We start from the raw sequence: 25,447 nt of genomic DNA on the forward strand, positions 1-25,447 counted from the left end.
ATGCCGCGGCTTTGATACGTATCAAAGCCAGGAACCGGATCCGGGAGGACTGTGCGTCCGCGCATCCGGAGAGTTTCATGTCGGCCAAGTCTCGCTTCATCGTTCCGGTCGTCGGCGCGACCGCCCTGGTCGCGTGGACGATCGCCCTGGCCCAGGCCCTGCCGCGCCTGCTGGCGGGTCCGTTGTGCAGCAGCCGCCAGGACGTCTGGTCCATGGCGGGCCATTGTCCGGCCTGCTACGTCGCCGCGGCCTTGACCCTCGTCTTCGGAATCGGTCTGGCGCTGGCGCGACCAAAAGCCGCCCCCGTCGGATTTCTCGCTCGACGCCGAGCCCTCGTCCCAGGCTGATTGGCGAGGAGCGCCGGTCATGTCGGCGCCCCTCGCTTTTCGCGCCCCACCGCGCTGATCGACGGTCGCTTCTCGCGACGCTTTCGACACGGTCTAGTTGCCGGGTGAAGCGGAGCGGCGCAATCTCGCGCCTGTCGCAAGATGTGATGACGACGGACAGCGCCAGGTCTGCGATGGCTTGCGCCGCAAGCCATCGTGCGAGGAACGGGCGCGAGAAACGGGGACGTCGGGATGAGCATCGAAGCCGCGTCGTCGACGCCGCTCCAGATCGTCCTGGTCGAGGACGACGTCGCCTTCCAGGACGCCTTTCGCACCGCCCTGGCCGCCGCGCCGGATCTGTCAATCGCCGGCGTGGCCGCCACGGCGGCCGAAGCGCGCACCCGCCTGGCGGGCCAACCGGCCGACGTGCTGATCGTGGATCTGGGTCTCCCCGACGGCTCGGGCGTCGACGTCATCCGCGAGGCCCACGCCCGCTGGCCCGCCTGCGCGATCATGGTCGCGACCACCTTCGCCGATGAGCGCCACGTCATCGCCTCGATCGAGGCCGGGGCCAGCGGCTATCTGCTCAAGGACAGTCCCCTGCCGACCATCGCCGAGGACATCCGCGTGCTGCATGCTGGCGGCAGCCCGATCAGCCCGCGCATCGCCCGCCAGGTGCTGATGCGCTTCCGGCCCGACGAACGTCCGGCCCAAGAAGCCGAGACCGTCGAAAGGAGCGGCGTCCCCAGCCTGTCCGAGCGCGAAAAGGAAACGCTGCAGCTGATCACCCGCGGCTTCTCGTTCGACGAGATCGCCGGGCTGATGGGCGTGTCGCGCAACACGGTGCTGACCTTCGTGCGACGGATCTACGCCAAGCTGGAGGTTCGCTCCAAGACGGAAGCCGTGTTCGAGGCCCGCGCCCATGGTCTCCTCTAGGCCGGCGGTGACCACACGCCCGTGGTTTCCATGGGCGGCCTGGATCCTGGCGGGACTTCTGGCCCTGGGGGTCGCCTTCGTCATCGAGTCGCGCGCCGGCGGCCAGAGAATCACCGCCGCGCGCATGACGATCGCCGATACGGTCGGCTACCAGCCGCCGCCGGCGACCGTTCCGTCGAACCTCCCGGCCGGCGGCCGGACCGTGGCCATGCCCCACGCGCCGGCGCCGCTCTGGGCGCCGACAGCCGAAGCCGCGCCCCAGCGCATCGCCACGCGCGTCACCTGGTATTCTCTGCAAGTCCCGCCCCTGCCCGACGACGGCCGTCAGCTCTATCTCTATGTGCCGCGCTGGAAGTCCGACGGCACGCTGGCGATCTACGCGGATGGCAAGCTGATCCATCAATCGCACGCCAATCTGCAATGGAACGGCTCCAACGAGCCGCTGATGATCAGCCTGCCGCGCACCGAGGTCTCGCATCCGCCCCGGACGCTGGACGTCCGACTGCAGCATGTGCGCGGCATCGGCGGCGCGTTCTCGTCGGTCTGGATCGGCAACTATCGTCAGCTGGCTCCGCGCTACACCATCCGGGAGATCCTGCAGGTCCAGCTGTCGTCCTTCTCGTCCTTCGCGTTCCTGGCGACCGGCGTCTTCGCCCTTTTCGTCTGGTTCAGCCGCCGCGGCGAGCCGATCTACCTGCTCTACTTCATGACCTCCGTCGTGGTCTTCCTGCGGATGCTGCACACCTTCGTCGGCGTGCATCCGCTGATCGTTTCCGACGCCTGGTTCGGCTGGATCACCGTGATCTCGCCGTACTGGATGATCGTGGTGCTGCACCTGTTCGTCACCGAGCTGCACGGCAGGCGCCAGCCGCTGCTGACGGGCGTGGCGCTGCTCAACGGCGGGTTCTGGACGATCGCCACCTTGCCCGGCCTGCTGGATCCCACCCTGCTCTCGGCGCCTGTCTATGCCAACTTGCTGGTCCTGGGGCTGATCGTGGCCTTCAACGGCGTGCGCCAGTCGATTCGGTTCAAGTCGCGCGACGCCCTGCTGCTGTCGGTCTGGTGCCTCGTCACCGTGCTCTCGGGCGTCTACGACCTGGCGCTGCAGCAGAACATCGTCAGCATCGAGAGCGTGTTCGTCAGCAACTTCACCGGCGTCGGGTTCACGGTGCTGTTCTGGTACATCATGTTCGGCCGCTATATCGAGGCGCTGGAGACGGCGACTAGGGCCAAGGCCGATCTGGCGCGACGCCTGACCCAGCGCGAAGCCGAGCTGACGACCAGCCACCAGCGGCTGCGCGAGATCGAGAACCGCGAACTGCTGCACCAGGAACGCCAGCGGCTGATGCAGGACATGCATGACGGCCTGGGCTCGACCCTGGTCACCGCCCTGCGCGCCTTCGAAGGCGATCGCGCCGCCGACCTGGACGCCGTCGCCCTGCTGCGTGGCTGCATCGACGATCTGAAGCTGACCATCGACTCGATGGAACCCGTCGAAACCGATCTGCTCCTGCTGCTGGCCACCCTGCGTTTCCGTCTTCAGCCGCGACTAGAGGCCAGCGGTCTCAAGCTGAACTGGGACGCCGGCGAGGTCCCGCCCCTGGAATGGCTGGACCAGCGCCACGCGCTGCACATCCTGCGCATCCTGCAGGAGACCTTCGCCAATATCCTCAAGCACGCCGAGGCCCGCGAGGTGGCGCTCTCGGTGCGAACCGAGGACGGCCGCGTGCTGGTGCGCGTGCGGGACGACGGCCGCGGCTTCGACCCGACCCTGCCCGTCGCCGGCAGGGGACTGGCCAACCAGCAGCGCCGCGCCGAGGCGATCGGCGGACGGGTCGTCTGGGAGCCCTCTCCGGTCGGCGCCTGCCTGGTCCTGGTGCTGCCGGTGCGAAAGACTGTCACGAAAGACGGTTAGCAGCGCCAAAGCAGAGCGGATGACCCACGGCCGCTTGCGGCGTCGCCGTTCGTCGCCTCTCTATCCCCCGTCTGGAAAGTCGCGCCCGAGCCATGCCTGCGATCACACCCGAACGGTCCCGATGGTTCGCGCGCAACATCCTGCCGCACGAGCACGTCCTGCGCGGCTGGCTCAACCGCCGGCTCGCGCCTGGGCTGGACGCCGACGACGTCATCCAGGAGGCCTATACGATCCTGGTCTCCAAGGAGAGCGTCGAGGATATCCAGAACCCCAAGGCCTATCTCTTCCAGGTCGCCTATTCGCTGCTGGTGCGCCACGTGCAGCGCAGCCGCATCGTCTCGATCCGCGCCGTCGCAGACCTGGAGCGCCTGGACCTGGCGGCGGAGATGGCCTCGCCCGAGCAGGTGCTGATCGACCGCGACGAGCTGCATCGGCTGGCCGAAGCCATCGCCGAGATGCCCGAGAAGACCCAGGAGGCGTTCATCCTGCGCCGGGTGCAGGGCCTCTCCCAGCGCGAGATCGCCGCCCGCATGGGCGTGTCCGAGAACACGGTCGAAAAGCACATCGTCAAGGGCATCCGCCTGTTGATCGATCGCTTTGGGCGTGGCGGAAAACGCGCGCTCGGCGCATCTAGGAACGACGACACAGGAACGAATGGCCTTGAAGGCAGAGCGAGAGACAAGTCGGGCGGTTGACGACGCGGCGGCGGTTTGGGCCGGGCGCATCGATCGCGGCCCCTTGTCGGCGGCCGACGACGCCGCGCTCGCGGCCTGGCTCTCCAGCGATCCGCGCAGGCTCGGCGCCCTGGCTCGCGCCCAGGCGCTGTACGACCGCAGCGACGCCGCGCGCGCGCTGGGTCCGGAGTTCGATCCGGCTCCGTTCAAGGCCAAGCCCGCCATCCGGCCATCGCGTCGGAACCTGATCGGCTGGGGCGGCGGCGCGATCGCCGCGGGTCTGGTCGCCGGCGTCGGCGCGCTGACCGTGTCCAGCTACGCCTCCCGCGCCTATGCGTCCCAGCGGGGCGAGGTCCGCCTGATCCCGCTTGACGACGGTTCGGCCATCACCCTCAACACCGACAGCAAGATCCGCGTCCGTCGGCGCGCGGTCGAACTCCTTCGCGGCGAGGCCCTGTTCGAGGTGGCCAGCAGCGAGCGGCCGTTCGTCGTCTCGGCCGATGCCCTGTCCGTCGTGGCGACCAACGCCGCCTTCGTCGTCAAGGCGATCACCGGCGAGCCGGTGTCGGTCGTGGTGCGCGAGGGCCAGGTCAGCGTCACCGACCGTCGCGGTCGCCTGCGGCTCGGCGCCAACCAGCAGATGGCCGCCTCATCGAAGCAGATTCAGGCCGAGACCGTCGCGCCGGCGATTCTGGCGCGGCAACTGGCGTGGCGGGAGGGCAAGATCGCCTTCGAGGGCGAGACCATGGCTCAGGCCGCCCGCGAATTCGCTCGCTATAGCGACATGCGGCTGGTGATCGACGATCCGGCCCTCGCTCAGGAACCGGTCAGCGGTCTCTTCGCGGCCAACGACCCGGTCAGCTTCGCGCGCTCGGCCTCCCAGGCCTTCGGCGCGCGGCTGGATATCGAGGGCCGCACCGTCCGTCTCAGCCGCCCTTCCACGGCGGCGGGCGCGTAAAAGTTCCGTGACACATGGCGGAGACGTCGCCGCGACGTCTCTTGGCCTCGGAAATCGCGCCGCGACTGGCGCGTAAGAGGGGCGACATGGCTTTGTACAAGACGAAAGCGATCCTGGTCGGCGGCGTGGCCGCCCTGGCGCTGTGCATCGGCGGCTCGGCGGCGGCCCAGCAGCGATCCTTCAAGGTGCCCGCGCAGGACGCGGTCAGCGCCATCCCGCAGTTCGCGCGCCAGGCCGGCGTGCAGATCTTCGCCCCCGCGGCCCATCTGAAGGGCGTGCGCACCGTGGCCATCGAAGGCGAGATGGACCTGCATGAAGCGCTGCGGAAGCTGATCGCCGGAACCGGCCTGGAAATCGCGGCCGACGATGGCCGCATCATCACCCTGCGCGTCGCCCGGCCCGCCGTTTCGACGGAGAACGTCGCCGCCGAGCCCACCGCGCTGGACACCATCATCGTCACCGCCCAGAAGCGCGAGGAGGCCGCCCAGGGCGTGCCGATCTCGCTGACCGCCTTCTCGGGTCGCGCGGTCGAGACCTACCGCCTGGAAAGCCTGCGCGATATCTCACGCCTGACGCCGGGCCTGCTGGTGTCGGCGTTCAGCCAGTCCAGCCCGACCATCGCCATTCGCGGCGCGACCAACACCTTCACCCAGATCGGCGCCAACAAGCCGGTGGCCGTGGTCATCGACGACCTGTTCATCCCCCGCAACAGCGCCGCGACCTTCGAACTCTACGGCCTGAACTCGGTGCAGGTGCTGAAGGGGCCGCAAGGCACGTTGTTCGGCCGCAACGTCACGGGCGGCGCCATCGTGCTGGACACCGGCAAGCCGGCCTTCGGCAGCACGGCGGGCGCGATCCGGATCGGCGGCGGCGACTATGACCTGAAGCAGGTCGACGGTCGCGTCGACATCCCCGTCGGGGAGACGGTCGCCCTGCGCCTGGCGGGCTCGCTCAAACAACACGACGGCTACGGCAAGGACCGCCTGACCGGCCGCGAGCAGGACGACCTCGACAGCCGCAGCCTCCGCGCCCAGGCCCGCCTGCGCGCCAACGACGACGTCGAGGTGCTGCTGGGCGCCGACTACGCCGAGGACCATAATGGCGGCCGCACCCTGTCGTCCAAGGCCGCCGGTTCGGACCGAGACCGCCGCACCTCCGAGCTGGGCTACAATCAGGCCTTCGCGCGGAACCAGTGGGGCGCCTCGGGGCGGGTCTACTGGAACGCGCCGGTCGGTCAGGTCACCTCCGTCACCGGCTATCGCTGGTCGCAGTCGGGCGAGGACTATTCGGGAACCGGCGCCAGTTACGTCTTCCTGGCCGGGAGCAACACTCAGTCGGTCAATCGCGACGTCGACGATGTCGGCCTGTTCTCGCAGGAAGTCCGCTGGGCCAGCCCGAAGTGGGAGCGCGGCGACCTGGTGGCCGGCGTCTATTTCGCCGACGAGGACGCCAAGCGCCAGCTGCGCACGCGCGGGTTGGCCGCCGTCACCGGCGTTGCCGCCTCGGACGTCCTGACGGACCAGGCGGTGAAAACCAGGAGCTACGCCGCCTTCGTCGACGGCACGGTCCATCTTCCGGCCGCCTTCGACCTGACCCTCGGCGCCCGATATACCCACGACGAGAAGACCGCCGACCTCGTCCGCACCGACTTCGTCCGCCCCGCGACCGGCAGTTTCACCGCCCGCGGCCTGAAGGCCGACTGGAGCGAGGTGACGCCCCGCGCCGTCCTCAGCTGGACGCCGCGTGAAGACCTCAAGGTCTATGGCAGCGTCACGCGCGGCTACACGGCCGGCGGCTTCAACACCGACGCGGCGGTGATCGCGGCCCTGGCCCAGCCGTTCGAGCCCGAGACCGTCACCAACTACGAGTTGGGCGTGAAATCCCAGTGGCTGGCCGACACCCTGCGGGTCAACGCCTCGGTCTTTCACATGGACTACAAGGACAAGCAGGAGCTGTTCTTCAACAACCTGACGCGTGTGTTGACCATCACCAACGCCGGCCAGGCCACGGTGAAGGGGGCGGAGCTGGAAGTGACCTGGCGCCCCCTGCCCTGGCTGAACCTGATGGCGAACTACGGCCTGCTCGACACCGTCTACGACAACTTCGTCATTCCGGGCGGGGCGGTGAACACCGGCAATCCGCTGGGCTCGTCGCCGCGTGACAAGGGCGCCTTGGCCGCCGACGTCCGCATCCCGCTGAACGGCAAGGGCTACGTCACCGGCGCGCTGAGCTGGGCCTATACCGACGGCTACTACACCGGCGCGACCAAGGATCCGAACCTGCACATCGACAGCTATGCCCTGACCAACCTGTCGCTGGGCTATGAGAGCCAGGATGGCCGTTGGGCGTTGACGGCCTGGGCCAAGAACCTGGGCGATGTCGACTACCTGCTGACCCCGTCCACCCAGGGCGTGCTGGCCGAATATCTGGGCGAGCCGCGCACGGTCGGCGTCATGCTGTCGGCGAAGTTCTAGGCGGTGGCGGCGGTCGACTTCACCCGTCGCGGCCTGCTGCTCGGCGCGGCCGCGCTGGCCGCCGCCGCGCCCTTGCCCGAGGACGACGCCGTCGGCCAGCCACTGCGCCCCTGGCGGCGTGGCGGGCTGGACATCCACCACATCGCCACCGGTCGGGGCGACTCGACGCTGATCATCGGGCCGGACGGCTCCAGCCTGATGATCGACGCCGGCGCCTCGAGCACGCCGCCGCCGGCCAGCCTGGACATCCGTCCAGGTCCGGAACGTCGCGCCGGCGAGTGGATCGGCCGTTACGCCCGCCGGCATCTGGCGGCGACGGGTGAGCCGAAGCTCGACGCCTTCCTGGTCAGTCATCTGCATCCAGACCACATCGATGGCCTGTATGATGTCGCCGGCCTGCTGCGCATTGGCGTCCTGGTCGATCGCGCCTATCCCGACTACGCCTATCCCACGGTCTCGGACGCGCCGTTCGCCAAGGCCTATGTCGCCTTCGTTCGCGAGCATGTCCGGACCGGCGGCCGTGTCGAGCGCTTCCGCGTGGGCGCCGCCGATCAGCTCATGCTGCCCGGCGCGGAGATTCGCAACCTGGCCGCCAATGGCGAGGTCTGGACCGGACGCGGGAGCAAGACCCGCCACCTGTTCCCACCGATCGACAGCCTGGCCAAGGACGACATTCCCGACGAGAACGCCTGCTCGGCCGCCGTCCGCCTTCGCTACGGCGCGTTCGGCTATTTCGCGGCCGGAGACCTGACCAGCAACAGCTTCGACGGAACCCTGCCCTGGCGCGACGTCGAGACCCTGGCCGCCCAGGCCGCCGGCCAGGTCGACGTCGCCGTCGCCGCCCATCACGGCATGTTCGACGCGACCGGCGCCGACGTCGTACGGGCGCTGAAACCTCGCGCCTGGGTCATTCCCGGCTGGCACGCCGCGCATCCCAGCACCGACGCGCTGGAGCGAATGCTGAGCCAACGCCTCTATCCCGGTCCGCGCGACGTCTTCGCCACCGGGCTCTCGCCCGCCAACGAACTGGCCCACAAGTGGCTGACCGACCGCCTGGCCGCGCGCGGCGGCCACGTCGTGGTCCGCGTCGCCCCGGGCGGGGCCAGTTATCGCGTGGTCGTCACCGACAATCGTGACGAGCGCGATCACGTCATTTCGCGGTCGGGTCCTTGGCCAGCTGGACGGGCTGACGGCTGATCCGCGCTTTATCGAAGTTCAGCCCTCTCTATGGCGGCTGAATCGCCGCGGAGCGTCCGATCCTGGACATCTCCGCATCCATCCCCACTTGCTAGGGCGTCGCGTCAGGCGCGCGACGCTCTCAGCTCTTGAAGGGACTTCGCCATGGACGCCAAGCTCGAAACCGCCATCCTGGCCGGCGGCTGCTTCTGGGGCGTCCAGGATCTCCTGCGCCGATATCCGGGCGTCGTCGCGACCCGCGTCGGCTATTCCGGCGGCGATACGCCCAACGCCACCTACCGCAATCATGGCGACCACGCCGAGGCCATCGAGATTCAGTTCGATCCGGCCCTGATCAGCTATCGCCAGCTTCTGGAGTTTTTCTTCCAGATCCACGATCCGACGACCCTGAACCGGCAGGGCAACGACCTTGGCCGTAGCTATCGCTCAGCGATCTTCTACACGTCCGACGACCAGCGTCGCGTGGCGGTGGAGACGATCGCCGATGTCGACGCGTCAGGCCTCTGGCCCGGCAAGGCCGTGACCGAAGTCGAGCCCGCCGGGGACTTCTGGGAAGCCGAACCCGAGCACCAGGACTATCTGGAGCGGATCCCCAACGGCTATACCTGCCACTTCATCCGCCCAGGCTGGCGCCTGCCGCGCCGCGAAAGCGCCGCGAGCTGATCCTTCGAGCATGGCCGGCGGCGCGCCTCTTGAGACCGCCGCCGCGCGGCTCACGCGCCCACTTTCCTCACGCCGTGTCCGCTCGCGGCGAGACCTCGCTGACGGGGGTCTCGGGATCGAAGCCGCCAAGGGGCAGTCCCGCACGTCGCGCGACACTGATGAAGGCGCTCCGGCATCCCAGGGCGTCGATATTGGCTTCCTGCACGCCAGACCAGGCGCCGAACAGGTCTGGTCGGGCGGGCGAGATCGCCAAGGCCGCCCGATCCAGGGCCCGCGCGAGGCGGGCGTGGGCGTCGCCTTCGACCCGATAGACGCTCTGACAATGCTCGATCGTGGCGTCGAACGCGGCGCGCGTGGCGTTATCGGCGGCGGGCGGGGCGCGCAGGGACAACAGGCTAAGGCCCGCGGCGCGGCAGGCGTCCCGGGCCCGTCGCACCGGCTGTGACGGGACGATCGGGCTGGACGGCGCCGGGGTCGCCCGAGCCGCCGCCTCCACCGCGGCGTCGCAGGGCGCGATGATCGCAAGCAGCCGTCGCCAGGTCGCCCAGGTCTGGGCGCGCAGCACTGGCGACACCGAAGCTTCCGAGTTCGAGGCGCGAGGGATGTCGCGTCCCGTTGGAGGCGGCCAACTCACGGCGATCAACGCGACCAGGACCGCGGCCGTCAGGACGAACAGATGGGACGGCCGCCAGCGCCGGGTGCGTGAGACGCTCAACTCGGCGCCGTCTCCAGGGCGGCGGCCAGGCAGGATTGCCTCACGGCCACGCGCGGCGGCGCGCCATCAGCGCCAGAGGCAGCGCCGCCAGGTTGAGCGCGACGGCCAGGGTGGCCGCCAGGGCCCCCCAAGCCGGAGCGCCGCGCAGCGCCAGCAACGCCAAGGCCAGCGGTCCGGCCAGGCTGGCCAGGACCATGCCACGCGCGGACCATCCCGCGATCGTGGCCGGCGCGCCGATCGCCAGCAGCGCGAGGGCCTGGATCAGCGCGGCGACCAAGGCCAGGATCCTCAAGTCCGGAACGACCTGGACCGCGACGAAGGCTAACAGGGCTCCGAACACACCGGTGACGAGGCTCCAGATCATCACGGACCACACGGCCCCGGTCTGGTGCGCGCCCCAGATTCCCAACACGGCGCCGAACAACAGACAGCTGGGCAGATAGATCCCGGCGACTTCGCCGAGGAAGGGCGCGGCCAGGCAGAGCACGGGGAAGATCCAGCGCAGCGCCCCACCGCCGGCGGGCGGCCTGACGCGCGGCGCCGCACGGTCGCGCGTCCGGGCTCTATGGAGCGGCCATCTGATCCCGAAAGCGTCCATCGAACCGTCTCCTAGAGTCCGGCGCCCGGCGCGATCGCCGGCTCGTGATAGGGACGGCGCAGGCGATCGAGGTTCTGGCAGCTGGCGAGCGACACCACGCCGATGACCACCGCGAGGGCCAGGATCGCCACCCAAGGCCTGCGGGACGCCGGCCTCATGGCCGTCTCCGATCGCGTCGCATGACCGGCCCCTCACCCGCCGTCGCGATCAACAGGATCATGCTCGCGATCGTGGTCAGGGCAAAGAGGCCGACGATGTCGAGAAGCAGGAAGGTCGTTTGCAGCATGCTCATGGTCCGAGCCTCCGAATGTCGGTAGTCTCGCGCGATCGCGCGCGAGGAATTTGACGTCGCGCAATCGCGCCTTCAGATGCCTGGTCGAACGATGTCAGCGTTTCCGGACCGGCCGGACCCGCAGCGACGGCAGGGCGCGGGACGTGAGCCGATACGCGGATCCAAGCCGCGCAGATAGGCCTTCAGATCGGCGATCTGATCATCGTCCAGCTTGGCCATCGGCATGCGGGGATGACTTCGCGGCGAGCCCTCTTCCGGCGGCTGGCTGGGAGCGAGCATGCCCTCGGCGAGGATCGCGTCGAGACGGCCGGGGCGGTAGCGGGTGAACAGGCGCGGGAATGGCGGCGCGTCCGGCAAAGGGCTCGCGCCTTGGGCGATGGCGTGACACTGCCCACAATAGCGCTGCGCCAGACGCTGACCGTTGATCTGGTCGCCCGAAGGGGCGTGGGCGGCCGACACGGGCTGGGCTTGCGGGGACGAGATCGGCGCGCCCCAGGCGCACAAGACCAGAAACGCCGCGGCGAACGACAGGCTCGCGCCCCGCTCCGCAGCCGAAGGCGGCCACGCATCTGAACATCCCGCAGGCATGCTCGCCTCCCTCACTGCAAAAAAAGGATCGTGATGGCGAAGGGCGGCTTAGCGCCCCAACACCAGGGGCAGCTGGGCCGCGTCGAGCATGCGACGGGTCACCCCACCGAAGAGCTCTTCGCGCATCCGGCCGTGGCCGAAGGCGCCCATCACGCAGTAACCCACCCCAGCGGCTTCGCAGGCCGTCAGGATCAGCGCGTCGGGCGTGGCGCCGTCGGCGGCGACCTGCTCGATTGTCGCGTGGACGTCATGGCGTGACAAGTAGGCGGCCGCCGCCTCGACTGGCGCGGCCCGGGTCGGGCCATCCTCGACGACGAACAAGGTGACCGATTGCGCCAAGCGCAGCAGGGGAACGCTGGCGCGCAAGGTCGCCATGCAAGGCTCCGAGCCATCCCAGGCGACCAAGGCCGGAAGGTTCGGATTGAAGCCGCGCGCGTCGTCCGGCACAGCGACCACGGGGCAACTGGCCTGGGTCACGACAGAGGCCACCACGCCTCGGCGATCCACCGCCATCATCGTGTCCCGCTTGCAGTTGACCACGATGACGTCGGCCAGCCCGGCTTGGCGCATCAGGCATTGGGTGAAGTCGCCCGTCGCGTCGATCCAGTCCCAGGCGACACCCTCGCCGGCCAGTCGCGCCTCCAGAGCGACCCGATTGATCGTCTCGGCCTCGCGCTCCTCTTCCAGGATCATCGCCTGCGCCGCGCCGCCGATATCGCCGGCGAAGTCGGGGATGGGCGTGACATCAACGCAGGTCAGGTGCCCTTCGAGCGCGCGGGTCAGATCGAGCGCCGCCTGCAGACGGGCCTCCTGTCCGGCGTCGGCATGCACTAGCAACAGCACCGTCTTCATGGCCGCCTCCATTGGATCAATGGGAGCAAAGCTAGAAAAACGGAAACAGGGTCGGTATGAGGGATTATACGGATGCTGGCGCGCACGCGTGTCCGTCGCGGCTTTTTTCCGCCACCTCGGCCCTTTTTCTTCGACGCACGGAGCGGAAGAGCAAACGGCCATTCTAAGTACTCTTCCCAATGGCCGGTTGACCAGGCCCGCCCTATCCCTGTCGCCACGCAGCAGGGAGAGCCGTCATGTCGATGCCCGCGTTCCTACGTTCCGCCGATACCCCCAGCATATCGCCGCTGTTCACCCCCACGGCCGACATGTTCGGCGACATGGGCGTCAGCATGAACTTCACCTGCGGCGAGGAAATCTACGCCCAAGGCGAAGAAACCGATCTCGTCTATCAGGTGCAGAGCGGCGCGGTGCGCGCCTCGCGCCTGACCAGCGACGGCCGCCGCCAGATCGCCGGGTTCTATTATCCGGGCAATCTCTTCGGCCTGGAGACCGGGCCCGCGCATCTGTCCTCGGCCGAGGCGCTGGGGCCGACTCGCGTCCTGGTCGTCCGGCGCTCGGCCATGCGCTATCACGGCGAGGCCGGCCATGGCCTGGAACGGGCCATCTGGCGCGCGACCGGCTCGGAGCTGGAACGGGCTCACGAACACATGATGCTCCTGGCTCGCAAGAGCGCCCTGGAGAAGGTCGCCGGCTTCCTCTCCGACCTCGCCGCCCGCCAACCGGCGGCGTGGAACGAACTGGCGATGAGCCGCCAGGACATCGCCGACCATCTGGGCCTGAGCATCGAGACCGTGTCGCGCATGTTCAGTCAGTTGCAGGACGAGGGTCTCATCGTCCTGGAGGGCTGCCGGCGCTTTCGCGTGATGTCCCACGCGCGGCTCGCCAAGCGCGCCGCGCTCTAACCCCGCTTGGAGGATCCCATGCCGACGCCTCCGCCCCTGCCCGCCCCCCCGCCGCTGGATCCCCAGACGGCCAAGACGCGCATCGCTGAACTCCTGACCCGTTCGCGGCTGATGACCATCGCCACGCTCCGGCCCGATGGCTGGCCGCAGGCCACTGTGGTCAACTATGTCGCAGAAGGCCTGTCGCTCTTCTTCGTGGTGAGCCGCCACAGCCAGAAGCTGGCCAATATCGCGCGCGACGGGCGCGTGGCGATCGCGCTGGCCGCGGACGGCGCTGGTCCGCCGGTCGGGCTCTCGATGGCCGCGCACGTCTTCGAGGTGAACGACCCGACCAAGATTGACCGCCTGAACCAACGAATTCGGGGCGCGGCGCACGATCAGCCCTTCACGCCCCACCCGGCCGGACGCGACATCGCGCTGCTGGAGGCCCGGCCGACGGTGCTCTCGTTGATCGACTATCAGGCCCTCGGCGCGGTCGCCCAGCATTTCACCGTGCACGAGGACTGGCGCCTGGAAGCGACGCCGGCGCCCGCCGAAACGCCCGCGCCGTGACCGCATCCTTCTGACCGCGCCGCTTGGGCCGCCGCCGGCGGCATCTCCGTCAAAGACCGCGTGGCCATCTTGCGCTGCCCCACCACCGCACGAGCCTAGGCCGTCTCGACGTCACCGACGGGGTGGACGCTTCTTTTTGTCCACGGAGCTTGTCGCTCCGGGTTCACCGTTTCAAGGTCGGGTCATGGTGCAGCAAGCCGCCGGCGTTCTGGTCTGGGGTGGTTCCGACGACGCCCCCGCCTTTCTGCTCGGGCATCCCGGCGGTCCCTACTGGCGCGGCCGCGATGAAGGGGCCTGGTCGATCCCGAAAGGCCTGATCGAGCCCGGAGAGACGGCGATGGCCGCCGCGCGCCGGGAGTTTCAGGAAGAGACCGGGCTGGCGCTGCGCGGTCCGCTGGAGGCGCTGACGCCTCGGCGCGCCTATCGCGGCAAGGCGATTTCACCCTGGCTGATCAGGGCCGATCTCGACCTTGAGCGGTTCGCCAGCCAGACCTTCCGTCTGGAATGGCCGCCGCGTTCGGGACAGTGGATCGATGCGCCGGAGATCGACGCTGTCGCCTATTTCGACTTGCCCACCGCCCTGCACAAGATCCTGCCTGGCCAACGGCCCATCCTGCTCGAGGCCGCGGCGCGGATCGCCGCGGCCAGCGAGTTGGGCTAGTCGCGCCGGCGCATCAGTCCGTAGGTGACGAGCCCCGCGACGCCGGCGGCGAGGACTACCGCAAGAGCCGCGGTCGCGGCCGCCTCGTCCGGATGGCGGCGGATCTGACGCCGGGCGCCGTCGGCCACGGCGTCGAGCTTCTCCTCCACCTCGCCGACAAGCTCCAGGGCCGCGTGACCGAGAGCCAGCGACGTGGTCGAAAGCGCGTCGCCGGTCTTGTCGCCGAGTTGGGCCTTCAAGGCGCGCAAATGTTCACCGACCTTGGCGAAGGCTTTACCGCCCTGGTGTCCGAGGTCGTCAGCGATGGCAAGGGGCTTTCGCATGTCTAAACTCCTGTGGGTGTGCTGACCGCCACCATCGCCGCGCCAGCGTGGACCCGCTTGACCTGTGTCAAACCCCAGCCGGAGGGCCCAAATTTCGGAAGGCGTCGCGCGACCTTGACCAGGCGCTCGCCTCGCGGCGTCCGTTACGCGCGAGCGTAAAGCCTGACGCAGATCAATTCCCATCGGCGCGGCGACCTTAGTCTGGAGGCCTCGAAAAACTGGAGGCTCGCCATGCTGCACGCCGTCGTGCTCGCCCACCCCAAACCGACCAGCTTCTGTGCGGCGCTGGCGCGCACCTGTGTCGAACATCTGCGCGCGGGAGGCCATGAAGCCCAGTTACACGATCTCTATGCGATGGACTTCGACCCGCGCCTCAAGGCCGAGGAGATGCCCACCCCGCACGGCGTGACGCCCGCGCCGGACGTCGTGGCCGAACGGCGGCTGCTGAGCGGCGTCAAGAGCTTCATCTTCGTCTATCCGTTCTGGTTCAACGCCCCGCCCGCCATTCTCAAGGGCTATGTCGACCGCGTGTTCGGCATGGGTTTCGGCTATGCGCCTGGCGCAGGCGGGACCGAGGCGCTGTTGACGGGCAAGAGCCTTTTGTCGTTCTCGACCTCTGGCGCGCCCGATGACTGGGTCAACCACACCGGCGCGCTCAAGGCGCTGATGACGGTGTTCGACATCCATCTTCAAGGCGTCTGCGGCCTGCGCGTCGTCGATCACAAACACTTCGGCGGGGTGGTGTCGAACATGACCGACGAGTCCGGCGCCGACGTGCTCGAACAGGTGCGCACACGCTTGGACGAGCTCTTCGAACCCGCTGTGGCCTGACGTCGATGGACGATGCTTCGCCACCGCCGCTTAGCAACGCCGCCCAGTTGAACGCCCCGGCCTATCGGCTGGCCGCGCTCGACCAGGATTTCCTGCTTGGCGACTCCATGCGCGGCGTGCGCTTCCTGCTCGAGTTCGCCAAGGCCGACGAAGCCTTACGCGCCTTCGGCGTGGCCACGACGATCGTGGTGTTCGGCAGCGCGCGCGTTCGCGCCGATGGGCCGGGCCGCCAGGCCTTCTGGTTCGAGCAGGCGCGCCGGCTTGGCCAGATCGCCTCGGAACGCGGCGGCGCGCTCAGCCCGCGCCAAGGCGTCTTCGACAACGTCATCGCCACGGGCGGCGGTCCCGGCCTGATGTCAGCCGCCAACCAGGGGGCCTTCGAGGTCGGCGCGCCCTCGATCGGCTTCAACATCACCCTGCCGCGCGAGCAGCAACCCAATCCCTACTGCACTCCGGCGTTGACGTTCCGTTTTCACTACTTCGCCATGCGCAAGATGCACCTGGCGATGCGAGCCAGGGCGCTCGTGGTTTTCCCCGGCGGCTTTGGGACGTTCGACGAACTGTTCGAACTTCTGACGCTGCGTCAGACCCAGAAGGCCCCGCCCATCCCGATCGTCCTGTTCGACGAGGCCTACTGGCGCTCGGTGATCAATTTCGAGGCCCTGGTCGAGGCCGGCACGATCGACAGAGCCGATTTGGCGCTGCTGGCCTTCGCCGACGACGCCGAGGCCGTCTGGACGCGGCTGCTGGACGGCGGCTTGCGGACGCCGACGGCGACATCTTGAGCGGGTTCCTTACGGCGCGAACCGCAGATCGCAGATCAGGCCTTCCGCCGTATAGGTCAGAACGGCTGAACCACCCAGTTCGTGGGACAGGCTGCGCTGGATCAACCGCTCGCCGAACCCGTGTTGGTTCGGCTGGGCGACGGGTGGCCCGTCGACCTCGCGCCAGGTGATGGACAAGGTCGGCTTGCCCGGCTCGTCCAGCCAGCGCCACTCGACCAGGAGACGCCCCTCGTCGTTGGACAGCGCCCCATACCTGGCCGCGTTGGTGCTGAGCTCGCCAAACACCATACCCAGCGCCAGGGCCACGCGCGGCGTGAGGCTGACCGGGGGGCCGCAGAGCTCGAAGCGGGCGCCGCGGCCATTCTGGTAGGGCCGCAACTGCTCGAGCAACACCTCCGACAGAGTCGCCCCGATCCAGTCGTTGCGCGTCAGAACGTCGTGGCTCTGAGAGAGCGCGACCAGACGAGCAGTGAAGGCTTCGCAGAAGGCCGCCGGATCACCTGTCGACTTCAAGGTCTGGCGCGCGATCGATTGCACCGTCGCCAAGGTGTTCTTCACGCGGTGATTGAGCTCGTGGATCAGCAGCGTCTGGTGATCCTCGGCGGCCTTGCGCAGGCTGACGTCGCGAATGACGGCGCAGACAAGGCTCGCATCATTGTACAGGGGGGTAAGGCTGACCTCGACGGGAAAGGTCGCGCCGCTCGCGGTCTGACCTTGCAGTTCACCGCCATGCCCCATTTCCCTCAGTTGCGGCGAGGCCATGTAGTCGCGGACGAACCGGGCGTGGGACGCGCGATGGGAGTCGGGAATCAGCCGCTCCACGGGCTGACCGATGAGATCCTGGCGCGGAAAGCCAAACAGCCGCTCGGTCTGGCCGTTGGCGCGGACTATGAACCCGCCCCGATCGACGATCACCACGGCGTCGGCCGCTGATTCCAGAAGGTCGCCAAACCGTGCTTCGCTGGCCATCAGGTCCTGGTTGGCCCGGCGCAGAGGGTCCAAGGCCAGGCTGAGGGCGGCGTTGGATCTCAGCAGCGCCGAGAGGACCACGACATCGAGCAAGCCTACCGCGATGAACATCGCCAGGGCGACATCGTCACGCGGCGCAGGCGGTCCCAGTATGAACCGGACGGCAAGCGCGGCCAGGGCGACCGCGACCAGGCCCGCGCGAGCGCCGCACAGAGCCACCGTGAGCATGATCGCCGGAAAGAAGGTGATGAACTGAGCGCCAGTGATCCACGGCGCCAGGACATGCCGCAGGACCGTCGCCAGGGCGACGCTGGCGACAGCGATGAGATAGGCCAGCGGCGAGGTCGGCCGGATGGCCGTCCTTTCGGGATGGAGCCAGAGCTTATGCGTCATCGCCGATATCCCCCGCGCGCGCGTCCCGTATTATCCAGCCCGCGCGCGGGACGCCGGGCTTTGACTCAGCTCAAGCTTCGCCGAAGGGCCCTCGCCGACGGACGACATCTTGCGATCAGCCGACCGCCAGGGCCGCGGGGGTCAAGGTATGCGCCGCACGTGACCGTCCGGCCTGTCCGGACCCAGACCGTTCTCCCGGTCGTCGCGCGCTTGATGGTCCAGACTTCGGATATAGGCCGTCAAATCGGCGACCTGACCCGGCGCCAGCGGCTTGGCGGGCATGGCGTAGTGGCCCACCTGACTGATGGTCTCCAGTTCCCAGTCGAGCCGCAGGTCACGGTAGCGCACGGCGATCTGGCCAAAGGACGGCGCATCCACCCGCGTCCCTACGCCATCCTTGCCCGCGAAATGGCAGCTGGCGCACTGGCTCTTGGCCGTCGCCTCGCCACGATCGCGCGCGCCGAGGACTTCACGGCCTTGGCCGCCGATCTTGGGCTCGGCCGCGCAGGCGCCCAGAGCCAGAAGGGCGACCAGGGCTATGCCCCGGGTGCGCACGGATTCATTCAGCGGGCTCATGTCGGCCCCCAGCCACCATCACCACGGCTCAGACGACGCGATCCTGACCAGAGCCATGGGGGCGTGCGCCTGATCAGCCAGCGACGCACGGGAACCGTTATCGCAAGCATGGCCATGATCAGTCGGGTTGTCGGTCTCGGTGCGGGACTAGGCGTCATCGCCCGTTGCCTTGGCGGAGAAGTCCAGCACCACCCGCCCCTCGATCTTGCCTTGGCGCATATGATCCAGAACCGTGTTGATGTCCTCGAGCCGGGCCGTCGCGACGGTCGCGCGCACCCGTCCGTCCGCGGCGAAGGCGAGAGCCTCCTTGAGGTCCAGTCGCGTGCCGACGATCGAACCGCGCACGGTGATGGCGTTGAGGACGGTGTCGAAGACCGACAGCGGAAAGTCGCCGGGCGGAAGGCCGACCAACACTACCGTGCCGCCGCGTCGCGCCAGGCCTTGCGCCTGGCTGAACGCCGGCAACGATACCGCCGTGACCAGAACGCCGTGAGCCCCGCCCATGCGCGCCTTCAGCTGGGCGACGGCGTTCGCGTCCTGGGCGTTGGCGACCAGGCTAGCGCCCAGCCGCGTGGCCAGGGCCAGTTTATCGTCGTCGATATCGATGGCCGCGACCTTCAGGCCCATGGCCACGGCGTATTGGACCGCCATGTGGCCAAGGCCGCCGACGCCGCTGATCGCCACCCAGTCGCCCGGCTTGGCTTCGGTCATCTTCAGGCCCTTGTAGACCGTGACCCCAGCGCACAGCACCGGCGCGATCTCGACCAGATCGATGTTGTCGGGCAGGCGCGCGACATAGTCGGCCTCGGCCAGGGCGTATTCAGCGAAGCCCCCATTGACCGAATAGCCGGTGTTCTGTTGATCCGGGCACAGGGTTTCCCAGCCTGCCAGACAGGCGTCGCATTGACCGCAGGCCGAGTGCAGCCACGGCACGCCGACCCGATCACCGACTTTGAGATGGCTGACGCCCTCGCCGATCTCGACGATCTCGCCCGCGCCCTCATGACCCGGAATAAAGGGCGGCGAGGGCTTGATCGGCCAGTCGCCGTTGGCCGCATGCAGGTCGGTGTGGCAGACCCCACAGGCGCCGATCTTGACCAGAACCTGACCGTGACCGGGCTTGGGACGGTCGAGGCTCTCGATCGTCAGGGCCTGACCAAAGGCTCGAACCACGGCGGCTTTCATCAGGGGGTTTTGCGCCCCGCCAGGGGTCGAAGCGACTTGCGGCGAAAGAAGATCGGACTGGGCCATGTCAGGTGTCTCCCGGAGCTTGGCGTCTTCGAAGGAAATCGCTGGGCGTACAATCCTTCCGATAGGCCCGAGGTCCTGGCGACGCAGTTGGGATTAGTACGTAGTCGCGCCATCGCCGGCGGCGGCGACCAGACGATCAACCGCGTCGGCCAGCGCGTGCTCGATCAGAGGTTTTTCCAGCACGCGGGCATAGCCCGCCGCCATCGCCTCGGCGCGCACCTCGGCGGTGGGAAAGCCGGTGATCAGCAGGGCCGGCCCCTGCCACCCCCCGGCCCGCAGGGTGCGCAACAGCGTGACCCCGTCGACTTCCGGCATCTTCAGGTCGGCGATCAGGACCACCGCTTGCCTCTGGGCGTCGAGATCGGCCAGCAACGCCGATCCGGCGGCATAGGCCCGCACATCGTATCCCCTGGCGCGCAGAAGAAGCTGCAGCGCCCGGCGGACGGCCGCGTCATCCTCCACGAGCAGGAGGCGTGGCGGGCTCGAAACGTCGGAGGTCGGGGAAGCGGTCATGTCGGCGTCTGAAGGCTGGCCGGAAATTCGGCTCCGGTCAGGCTTCGCATCCGCTCGCGATCGCGTCGTTACGTAGACTTCCTAGGCCTGCGGCTCGGCAAACCCGGCGGCGAAGGCGATACGCAGCGCCTCGGAGAGGCTGCGGGCCTTCAGCTTGGTCATCAGATTGGCCCGGTGGACCTCCACGGTGCGGGGCGAAATGCCAAGGTCGAAGGCGATGGTCTTGTTGGGTAAGCCCTGCGCCAGGCCCTTGAGGACCTCCTGCTCGCGCCCGGTCAGGCCTGCGACGGCGACGCTGGCCTCCAGCGATCGGGCCGATCGTCCCTCGACGTCGGCCAGTCGCTCGAAGGCGGTTTCGATCGCGATCAGAAGCGCGGCCTTCTCAAAAGGCTTCTCGATAAAGTCGACGGCGCCGGCCTTCATCGCGCGCACCGCCACGCCGATGTCCCCGTGGCCGGTCAGGACGACGACGGGCATGGCGATGCCCCGTTCGTTCAGCGTGGCCTGGACTTCCAGACCGTCGACCTCGGGCATGCGGACATCCAACAGCACGCAGCCCGGCTGCAGGTGACGCACCTCCCGCAGGAAGGCCACGCCGGACTCGTGCGCCGTCACGGAAAATCCGGACGTCTTCAGCATGAAGCTGGCCGAACGGCGAATGGCGTCGTCGTCATCGACGATATGGATCATGCGTTTATCGGACATCAATCGCCTCCGGATCGGCGCGCACAAGGGTAAAGTGAAACTGCGTTCCGCCGCCTGGGCGGGGCTCGAACCAGATACGGCCGCCATGGGCCTCGACAATGGTTCGACAGATCGACAGCCCCAGCCCCATCCCATCGGACTTGGTGCTGACGAAGGCGGTGAAGAGCTGTTCGGAAACGCTGGGCGAGACCCCTGCCCCGGTGTCGGCGACCGTCACGCGCACGAGCCCCCCCGCCTCGACCCGGCTAGACACCCAGATCCGGCGATCGGCGCGTCCCGCCGTGGCCTCGGCGGCGTTGCGCGCCAGATTGATCAGCACCTGTTGGATCTGAACCTTGTCGACCAGCACCAGACTGGCGGCTGGATCGAGGTCCACGCTGACGGCCAGACCGGACTCCCGCGCGCCCATCAACCCCAGGGCCAAGGCGTCGTCGACGAGACCCTGCAGATCCTCGATCGACTTTTCGACCTCGCCCCGGGCCACGAAGTCACGCAGGCGCCGGACGATGTGGCCCGCGCGGATGGCCTGGCCGGCGGCGTCGGTGAGAGCCTCGCGAATCATCGGCAGGTCGTCGGGCTCGGGCCTTTCGAGCAGATCGCGCACCGCCTCGACATAGTTGGCGACCGCCGTGATCGGCTGGTTCAGCTCGTGGGCCAGGGTCGAAGCCATCGTCCCCATGGCGCTGACGCGGGCGACATGGATCAACTCGGCCTGGAGTTCGTCGAGCCGCGCCTGGGTGCGGTGGGGCTCGGTCAGATCGCGAATGAAGCCGGTGAACACGCGCTGCCCTTCGCCTCGCGCCTCGCCGACCGAGAGCTCCATGGGAAAGGTTCTCCCATCGCGGCGCTGCCCCACCACCACCCGTCCGATGCCTATGATCTTGCGCTCGCCCGTTTCCACATAGCGATGCAGGTAGTCGTCATGGCGTCCGCGGTCGGGCTCGGGCATCAGCTTGCTGACATTCTCCCCGACGATCTCGGCCTCGGCGTAGCCGAACAGACGCTCGGCGGCGCTGGAGAACGACAGAATCCTCCCGGCCTCATCGATGACGATCATCGCATCGGGCACCGTGGAAAGGATGGACTTGAGGTGGTTGGCGCTGGCCTGCAGAGCCCGTTCGCTGGCTCTATGGCCTGTGACGTCACGCACCACCTTGCCGTAGCCCTGCAACCTGCCGGCCTCGTCGTAGAGCGCGGTGATGGAGACGTGGGCGAGAAACTCCGAGCCGTCCTTTCGCAGGCGCCAGTCTTCTTCCTCGAACTTGCCCAGCGTCCGCGCCCGGCCAAGGTCGGCCTCCGGCTTGCCTGCGGCGCGCGCGTCGGCCGGATAGAACATCGCCGCCGGCTGTCCGAGCACCTCGGCCTCGCGCCAGCCCTTGAGCCGCTCTCCGCCCGAATTCCAGATCAACACACGCCCCTCCGGATCGAGCATGTAGATGGCGTACTCGGCCGCGCCGTCGATCAGCAGGTTGAGTTCGTGGGCGACGCGTCCGGCCGCGGCGGCCCTCTCCTGGGCCTCGCGCTCGCTCTCGGCCGACCGCAAGCGCAGACGATCGATCTCTCCGCCGACCATGATCAAGGCGGCGGACACGAGCGCGAACGTCAGGCCATCGGTCAGCGGCCCGCGCCATCCCTCGCCCACGAAAAGGAGACCCACGACCAGGCTTAGGGCGCTGGCCAAGAGGGCGGGCCGCAGACCACCGAAGGCGGCGGCCAGAACCACCGGGGCGGTGAACATCAGATAGGGCGAGCGATGCTCAAGCCAAGGCTCCAGCGCCAGGCGAACCAAGGCCGCGACCGCCACGGCGCCGACCGCCAAACCATAGCGCGCGGGAGCCGACAGCGGTTCGGACAAGGCGAAAGACGCGCGGGGCGACTCAACTCTTGCCTGCTCAAGGTTCATGCTGCCGCACCCACGCCACTCTACCGACAGTATGCGTCCCATTCCGCCCGCAAAGTAAAGCCGAACGTCCGACCGCGCCATAGCCAAGCTCGTCCCAGACGCCCGACTTCGCGGCCCATTGTGGATTCTACGGATGGCGGCGTCGGCGGGGAAGCGGTCCCTTCGGCGCGTCAAAGCCGAGGCTCACGATGTCCCAACATGCCCTGTCCGCCCTGCTCTCCCCCTCGGCCGTCGTGGTCGTCGGCGGTTCCGACCGTCCCGACAGCGTCGGCGCGGTCGTGGTCAGCAACCTGATCAGCGGCGGCTTCGCTGGAGCGATCCACGTCGTCAATCCACGCCCGCTGGCGCTCGACGGCGTCAGGTGCTGGACCGATTTGGCCGACCTACCAGCCGACATCGACCTGGCGGTGGTGGCGTCTCCCGCGCGAACCGTGCCGAGCGTCATCGCCGGGTTGGGCGCGCGCGGCGTCAAGATCGCCATGGTGATCACGGCCGGCCTGACCGAGGAGAACGGTCTGCGGCCGGCGATGCTGGCGGCGGCCAAGGCCTCGGGCCTGCGGATCGTCGGGCCCAATGGCCTTGGTCTCCTCGCGCCGCACGCCAAGCTCAACGCCTCATTCACGCGAGGCGACGCCACGCCAGGGCGCCTGGCGTTCATCTCCCAGAGCGGAGCGCTGATCACCGCGATGCTCGACTGGGCGCGCGCCCGGCGGATCGGCTTTTCCGGCGTGGTCTCGGCTGGCGACATGGCCGACGCCGACCTCGCGGACCTGATCGACCTGTTCAACGCCGATCCCCACACCGACGCCATCCTGCTCTACATCGAAGGCGTCACCCATGCGGCCAAGTTCATGTCGGCGGCCCGGGCCGCAGCGCGCAACAAGCCGGTCATCGCCATCAAGGCCGGCCGCACCGCCGCGGCCGGCCTGGCCGCGCGTTCGCACACCGGCGCCCTGGCCGGAGCCTACGACGTTCACACCTGCGCCTTCGCGCGAGCCGGGATCGTCATGGTCGAGACGCTCGAGGATCTCTTCGACGCCGCGGCCGTGCTCGGCTCCACCCGCGCGCGCGCGGGCGAGCGTCTGGCCATCGTCACCAACGGCGGCGGGGCCGGCGTGCTGACCGTCGACGCGCTCGACGGCGCCGGCGCGCGCCTGGCCGCGCCTTCGCCCGAAACGATCGCGTCCCTCGAGGACCGGATGCCGGCCGGCTGGTCGCACGCCGGCCCGATCGATCTGCTCGGCGACGCCCATGCCGACCGCTACACGGCGGCGCTCGAGACGGTGCTGGCCGATCCTGGCGTCGACGCCGTTCTGGTCATGAACTGTCCGACCGCGGTTTCCACGCCCCAGGACATCGCCGAGGCGGTGGCGGACGTGGTGACCAAGGCCCGACGTCGCGGCGTTCTCAAGCCGGTTCTGACCTGCTGGCTGGGCGACGCCAACGCCGCCGCCGTTCGCGATCTTTTCGCCAAGGCCGCCATCCCGCTGTTCGACAATCCCGAAGCGGCGGCGCGCGGGTTCGGCTACCTGCTCGCCGCGGGCCGCGCCCGCCTGGCCCTGACCAACGCGCCGGCGACAGGGACGGAAGTCGTCGGTGATCGCGCGGCCGTGCAGCTGATCTTCGCCAATGCGCGCGAAGCGGGCCGCACCTTGCTCAACGAGGTCGAGGCCAAGACGGTGCTGTCCGCCTACGGCGTGCCCGTCATACCGACCCGCTTCGCCGCTTCGATCGAGGCGGTCGAGGAAGCCTGCCACATCCTGGCGCCGCCCTACGCGGTCAAGATCGTCTCGCCCGACATCTCCCACAAGTCCGACGTCGGCGGCGTCGCGCTCGACCTGCCCACGGTGCGCGCGGCCACGAACGCGGCCCGGGCCATGCGCGAGACCATCGCCACGCGCGCGCCGCAAGCGCACCTGAGCGGCTTCGCCGTCGAGTCCGTCGCCCCGCCCGGCGGCCTGGAGGTGATCGTGGGCCTGACCACCGATCCCATCTTCGGTCCGGTGCTGATGGTGGGCGCTGGCGGCACGGCCGTGGAGATCCTGAACGACAAGGCTCTAGGCCTGCCGCCGCTGAACGCCGCCCAGGCCCGCGACATGATCGCCAGGACCCGCATCAGCCGCCTGATGGCGGGATATCGCGACGTCCCCCCCGCCGACGTCGAGGGCCTGGCGCGCACGATCGCGGCGCTTTCGGCCCTGGTGGTCGATTTTCCCGATGTGCTCGAGCTGGACATCAATCCTTTGCGCGTCGGACCCGACGGCGTGCTCGCCCTCGATGCGCGCCTGGTGATCAGCCCGTTCTCCAGCCCGCCGCCGCGTCTGGTCATCGCGCCGCCGCCGGCCGACTGGACGCGCGATCTTTCCACCCGCTCGGGCCTGGCCTTCCACGTGCGTCCGGTCCGGCCGGACGATGAAGCGGCCCTGGCGGCCTTCTTTGCCCAGCTGACGCCCGAAGATCTTCGGATGCGGTTCCTGACCGGCATCCACGTCGTCGATCATGACCGCCTCGCGCTCATGACCCAGATCGACTACGCGCGGACGATGACGTTTCTCGCCCTGGAGCCCGGGACCGAGACCATCCTGGCCGTCTCCATGCTGGCCAAGGGCGCGGATCCCTCGCGCGCCGAGATCGCCGTTTCGGTGCGTTCGGATCTCAAGGGACGCGGCTTGGGCTGGACGCTGATGGACCACACCCTGACCTACGCGCGCGCCCAGGGCGTGGAGACCATCGAATCCCTGGAGAGCGCCGAGAACGGGGCGGCTCTGCGGCTCGAAGCCGAGATGGGCTTTTCGGTGCGCGCCTGCCCCGAAGACATGAGCCTGCGCATGGTCGAGCGTCACCTGACGCCGCTGGCCTAGCGAACGGTTCGGGCGCCGCCCTCGTGCTCGA

Annotated in this window: 27 protein-coding genes; 14 read left to right on the forward strand and 13 right to left on the reverse strand. The window is 68.7% G+C overall.

The annotated features are described in order from the left end of the window. Positions 1-77 precede the first annotated feature (77 nt). The 8 genes from AC1RJ9_RS27190 (at position 78) to msrA (ending at position 9,143) form a co-directional block, all read left to right on the forward strand. On the forward strand, positions 78-347 hold the full coding sequence (locus AC1RJ9_RS27190) for a hypothetical protein (protein ID WP_492841749.1): 270 nt from the start codon (positions 78-80) through the stop codon (positions 345-347). Between the two features lie 231 nt (positions 348-578). Beyond that, the gene (locus AC1RJ9_RS27195; RefSeq protein ID WP_492841747.1) at positions 579-1,262 is read left to right on the forward strand and encodes a response regulator; all 684 of its coding nucleotides are present in this window, start codon (positions 579-581) and stop codon (positions 1,260-1,262) included. Further along, positions 1,249-3,177 carry a sensor histidine kinase gene (locus tag AC1RJ9_RS27200; RefSeq protein ID WP_492841745.1) on the forward strand — a complete coding sequence of 643 codons (1,929 nt, stop codon included), beginning with the start codon at positions 1,249-1,251 and terminating at the stop codon, positions 3,175-3,177. The genes AC1RJ9_RS27195 and AC1RJ9_RS27200 overlap by 14 nt, the downstream gene beginning before the upstream one ends. A gap of 92 nt (positions 3,178-3,269) precedes the next feature. Continuing rightward, a complete protein-coding gene (locus tag AC1RJ9_RS27205; RefSeq protein ID WP_492841743.1) occupies positions 3,270-3,872 on the forward strand; it encodes an RNA polymerase sigma factor in 603 nt (200 codons plus the stop codon). Next, a complete protein-coding gene (locus AC1RJ9_RS27210; protein WP_492841741.1) occupies positions 3,832-4,809 on the forward strand; it encodes a FecR family protein in 978 nt (325 codons plus the stop codon). The genes AC1RJ9_RS27205 and AC1RJ9_RS27210 overlap by 41 nt, the downstream gene beginning before the upstream one ends. Positions 4,810-4,895: 86 nt before the next feature. Beyond that, positions 4,896-7,283 carry a TonB-dependent receptor gene (locus AC1RJ9_RS27215; RefSeq protein ID WP_492841739.1) on the forward strand — a complete coding sequence of 796 codons (2,388 nt, stop codon included), beginning with the start codon at positions 4,896-4,898 and terminating at the stop codon, positions 7,281-7,283. 3 nt (positions 7,284-7,286) lie between these two features. Then, positions 7,287-8,480 (forward strand): ComEC/Rec2 family competence protein, encoded by a 1,194-nt coding sequence (locus AC1RJ9_RS27220; RefSeq protein ID WP_492841737.1) that lies wholly within the window; start codon positions 7,287-7,289, stop codon positions 8,478-8,480. A gap of 144 nt (positions 8,481-8,624) precedes the next feature. Then, complete coding sequence (msrA, locus tag AC1RJ9_RS27225; RefSeq protein ID WP_492841735.1) at positions 8,625-9,143, forward strand: peptide-methionine (S)-S-oxide reductase MsrA; 519 nt, start codon at positions 8,625-8,627, stop codon at positions 9,141-9,143. Positions 9,144-9,210: 67 nt separating this feature from the next. On the opposite strand, the gene AC1RJ9_RS27230 is transcribed toward msrA, so the two are convergent. From AC1RJ9_RS27230 to AC1RJ9_RS27255, 6 genes are all read right to left on the reverse strand, one after another. Further along, positions 9,211-9,858 carry a hypothetical protein gene (locus tag AC1RJ9_RS27230; RefSeq protein WP_492841733.1) on the reverse strand — a complete coding sequence of 216 codons (648 nt, stop codon included), beginning with the start codon at positions 9,856-9,858 and terminating at the stop codon, positions 9,211-9,213. A 40-nt stretch (positions 9,859-9,898) separates the two neighbouring features. Further along, positions 9,899-10,345 (reverse strand): hypothetical protein, encoded by a 447-nt coding sequence (locus tag AC1RJ9_RS27235; protein ID WP_492841731.1) that lies wholly within the window; start codon positions 10,343-10,345, stop codon positions 9,899-9,901. A gap of 122 nt (positions 10,346-10,467) precedes the next feature. Next, positions 10,468-10,614: a hypothetical protein gene (locus AC1RJ9_RS27240; RefSeq protein ID WP_492841729.1), complete on the reverse strand. Its 147-nt coding sequence runs from the start codon at positions 10,612-10,614 to the stop codon at positions 10,468-10,470. Then, positions 10,611-10,748, reverse strand: coding sequence for a hypothetical protein (locus tag AC1RJ9_RS27245; protein ID WP_492841727.1), 138 nt, complete (start codon positions 10,746-10,748; stop codon positions 10,611-10,613). The genes AC1RJ9_RS27240 and AC1RJ9_RS27245 overlap by 4 nt, the downstream gene beginning before the upstream one ends. 72 nt (positions 10,749-10,820) lie before the next feature. Beyond that, positions 10,821-11,336: a c-type cytochrome gene (locus tag AC1RJ9_RS27250; protein WP_492841725.1), complete on the reverse strand. Its 516-nt coding sequence runs from the start codon at positions 11,334-11,336 to the stop codon at positions 10,821-10,823. 48 nt (positions 11,337-11,384) lie between these two features. Then, entirely contained in the window at positions 11,385-12,188 is an 804-nt protein-coding gene (locus AC1RJ9_RS27255) for a universal stress protein (protein WP_492841723.1), read from the reverse strand. 236 nt (positions 12,189-12,424) lie between these two features. Here AC1RJ9_RS27255 and AC1RJ9_RS27260 point away from each other — a divergent pair, with 236 nt between their 5' ends. The 3 genes from AC1RJ9_RS27260 (at position 12,425) to AC1RJ9_RS27270 (ending at position 14,306) form a co-directional block, all read left to right on the forward strand. Continuing rightward, positions 12,425-13,093, forward strand: a complete 669-nt coding sequence (locus AC1RJ9_RS27260; protein ID WP_492841721.1) for a helix-turn-helix domain-containing protein — start codon at positions 12,425-12,427, stop codon at positions 13,091-13,093. An 18-nt stretch (positions 13,094-13,111) separates the two neighbouring features. Continuing rightward, positions 13,112-13,645 (forward strand): pyridoxamine 5'-phosphate oxidase family protein, encoded by a 534-nt coding sequence (locus AC1RJ9_RS27265; RefSeq protein ID WP_492841719.1) that lies wholly within the window; start codon positions 13,112-13,114, stop codon positions 13,643-13,645. A 184-nt stretch (positions 13,646-13,829) separates the two neighbouring features. Then, positions 13,830-14,306: an NUDIX domain-containing protein gene (locus tag AC1RJ9_RS27270; protein ID WP_492841717.1), complete on the forward strand. Its 477-nt coding sequence runs from the start codon at positions 13,830-13,832 to the stop codon at positions 14,304-14,306. Here the strand turns inward: AC1RJ9_RS27270 and AC1RJ9_RS27275 are convergent. Continuing rightward, positions 14,303-14,629, reverse strand: a complete 327-nt coding sequence (locus AC1RJ9_RS27275) for a hypothetical protein (protein ID WP_492841715.1) — start codon at positions 14,627-14,629, stop codon at positions 14,303-14,305. The genes AC1RJ9_RS27270 and AC1RJ9_RS27275 overlap by 4 nt on opposite strands. Before the next feature lie 231 nt (positions 14,630-14,860). Between AC1RJ9_RS27275 and AC1RJ9_RS27280 the strand changes: the two genes are divergently transcribed. Further along, positions 14,861-15,460 (forward strand): NAD(P)H-dependent oxidoreductase, encoded by a 600-nt coding sequence (locus AC1RJ9_RS27280; RefSeq protein ID WP_492841713.1) that lies wholly within the window; start codon positions 14,861-14,863, stop codon positions 15,458-15,460. A 5-nt stretch (positions 15,461-15,465) separates the two neighbouring features. Continuing rightward, positions 15,466-16,245 (forward strand): LOG family protein, encoded by a 780-nt coding sequence (locus AC1RJ9_RS27285; protein WP_492841711.1) that lies wholly within the window; start codon positions 15,466-15,468, stop codon positions 16,243-16,245. Positions 16,246-16,254: 9 nt separating this feature from the next. On the opposite strand, the gene AC1RJ9_RS27290 is transcribed toward AC1RJ9_RS27285, so the two are convergent. From AC1RJ9_RS27290 to AC1RJ9_RS27315, 6 genes are all read right to left on the reverse strand, one after another. Continuing rightward, a complete protein-coding gene (locus AC1RJ9_RS27290; protein WP_492841709.1) occupies positions 16,255-17,607 on the reverse strand; it encodes a sensor histidine kinase in 1,353 nt (450 codons plus the stop codon). A 141-nt stretch (positions 17,608-17,748) separates the two neighbouring features. Next, entirely contained in the window at positions 17,749-18,183 is a 435-nt protein-coding gene (locus AC1RJ9_RS27295; protein ID WP_492841707.1) for a c-type cytochrome, read from the reverse strand. A 147-nt stretch (positions 18,184-18,330) separates the two neighbouring features. Beyond that, on the reverse strand, positions 18,331-19,368 hold the full coding sequence (gene adhP, locus AC1RJ9_RS27300) for an alcohol dehydrogenase AdhP (RefSeq protein ID WP_492841751.1): 1,038 nt from the start codon (positions 19,366-19,368) through the stop codon (positions 18,331-18,333). A 159-nt stretch (positions 19,369-19,527) separates the two neighbouring features. Next, on the reverse strand, positions 19,528-19,947 hold the full coding sequence (locus AC1RJ9_RS27305) for a response regulator transcription factor (protein ID WP_492841705.1): 420 nt from the start codon (positions 19,945-19,947) through the stop codon (positions 19,528-19,530). An 81-nt stretch (positions 19,948-20,028) separates the two neighbouring features. After that, complete coding sequence (locus tag AC1RJ9_RS27310; protein ID WP_492841703.1) at positions 20,029-20,652, reverse strand: response regulator transcription factor; 624 nt, start codon at positions 20,650-20,652, stop codon at positions 20,029-20,031. Beyond that, complete coding sequence (locus AC1RJ9_RS27315; protein WP_492841701.1) at positions 20,642-22,507, reverse strand: PAS domain S-box protein; 1,866 nt, start codon at positions 22,505-22,507, stop codon at positions 20,642-20,644. The genes AC1RJ9_RS27310 and AC1RJ9_RS27315 overlap by 11 nt, the downstream gene beginning before the upstream one ends. Positions 22,508-22,743: 236 nt before the next feature. Between AC1RJ9_RS27315 and AC1RJ9_RS27320 the strand changes: the two genes are divergently transcribed. After that, positions 22,744-25,416, forward strand: a complete 2,673-nt coding sequence (locus tag AC1RJ9_RS27320; protein WP_492841699.1) for a bifunctional acetate--CoA ligase family protein/GNAT family N-acetyltransferase — start codon at positions 22,744-22,746, stop codon at positions 25,414-25,416. Positions 25,417-25,447: the final 31 nt, after the last annotated feature.

It is taken from the genome of Caulobacter sp. GW822-FHT07D08 (genome assembly GCF_058798735.1).

Bases quoted from the DNA above. Each gene is read 5' to 3' on its own strand.
- AC1RJ9_RS27190 (WP_492841749.1), top strand. From the start codon at position 78: ATGTCGGCCAAGTCTCGCTTCATCGTTCCGGTCGTCGGCGCGACCGCC.
- AC1RJ9_RS27195 (WP_492841747.1), top strand. From the start codon at position 579: ATGAGCATCGAAGCCGCGTCGTCGACGCCGCTCCAGATCGTCCTGGTC.
- AC1RJ9_RS27200 (WP_492841745.1), top strand. From the start codon at position 1,249: ATGGTCTCCTCTAGGCCGGCGGTGACCACACGCCCGTGGTTTCCATGG.
- AC1RJ9_RS27205 (WP_492841743.1), top strand. From the start codon at position 3,270: ATGCCTGCGATCACACCCGAACGGTCCCGATGGTTCGCGCGCAACATC.
- AC1RJ9_RS27210 (WP_492841741.1), top strand. From the start codon at position 3,832: ATGGCCTTGAAGGCAGAGCGAGAGACAAGTCGGGCGGTTGACGACGCG.
- AC1RJ9_RS27215 (WP_492841739.1), top strand. From the start codon at position 4,896: ATGGCTTTGTACAAGACGAAAGCGATCCTGGTCGGCGGCGTGGCCGCC.
- msrA (WP_492841735.1), top strand. From the start codon at position 8,625: ATGGACGCCAAGCTCGAAACCGCCATCCTGGCCGGCGGCTGCTTCTGG.
- AC1RJ9_RS27240 (WP_492841729.1), bottom strand. From the start codon at position 10,614: ATGAGGCCGGCGTCCCGCAGGCCTTGGGTGGCGATCCTGGCCCTCGCG.
- AC1RJ9_RS27245 (WP_492841727.1), bottom strand. From the start codon at position 10,748: ATGAGCATGCTGCAAACGACCTTCCTGCTTCTCGACATCGTCGGCCTC.
- AC1RJ9_RS27250 (WP_492841725.1), bottom strand. From the start codon at position 11,336: ATGCCTGCGGGATGTTCAGATGCGTGGCCGCCTTCGGCTGCGGAGCGG.
- AC1RJ9_RS27255 (WP_492841723.1), bottom strand. From the start codon at position 12,188: ATGAAGACGGTGCTGTTGCTAGTGCATGCCGACGCCGGACAGGAGGCC.
- AC1RJ9_RS27260 (WP_492841721.1), top strand. From the start codon at position 12,425: ATGTCGATGCCCGCGTTCCTACGTTCCGCCGATACCCCCAGCATATCG.
- AC1RJ9_RS27265 (WP_492841719.1), top strand. From the start codon at position 13,112: ATGCCGACGCCTCCGCCCCTGCCCGCCCCCCCGCCGCTGGATCCCCAG.
- AC1RJ9_RS27270 (WP_492841717.1), top strand. From the start codon at position 13,830: ATGGTGCAGCAAGCCGCCGGCGTTCTGGTCTGGGGTGGTTCCGACGAC.
- AC1RJ9_RS27275 (WP_492841715.1), bottom strand. From the start codon at position 14,629: ATGCGAAAGCCCCTTGCCATCGCTGACGACCTCGGACACCAGGGCGGT.
- AC1RJ9_RS27280 (WP_492841713.1), top strand. From the start codon at position 14,861: ATGCTGCACGCCGTCGTGCTCGCCCACCCCAAACCGACCAGCTTCTGT.
- AC1RJ9_RS27285 (WP_492841711.1), top strand. From the start codon at position 15,466: ATGGACGATGCTTCGCCACCGCCGCTTAGCAACGCCGCCCAGTTGAAC.
- AC1RJ9_RS27290 (WP_492841709.1), bottom strand. From the start codon at position 17,607: ATGACGCATAAGCTCTGGCTCCATCCCGAAAGGACGGCCATCCGGCCG.
- AC1RJ9_RS27295 (WP_492841707.1), bottom strand. From the start codon at position 18,183: ATGAGCCCGCTGAATGAATCCGTGCGCACCCGGGGCATAGCCCTGGTC.
- adhP (WP_492841751.1), bottom strand. From the start codon at position 19,368: ATGAAAGCCGCCGTGGTTCGAGCCTTTGGTCAGGCCCTGACGATCGAG.
- AC1RJ9_RS27305 (WP_492841705.1), bottom strand. From the start codon at position 19,947: ATGACCGCTTCCCCGACCTCCGACGTTTCGAGCCCGCCACGCCTCCTG.
- AC1RJ9_RS27310 (WP_492841703.1), bottom strand. From the start codon at position 20,652: ATGTCCGATAAACGCATGATCCATATCGTCGATGACGACGACGCCATT.
- AC1RJ9_RS27320 (WP_492841699.1), top strand. From the start codon at position 22,744: ATGTCCCAACATGCCCTGTCCGCCCTGCTCTCCCCCTCGGCCGTCGTG.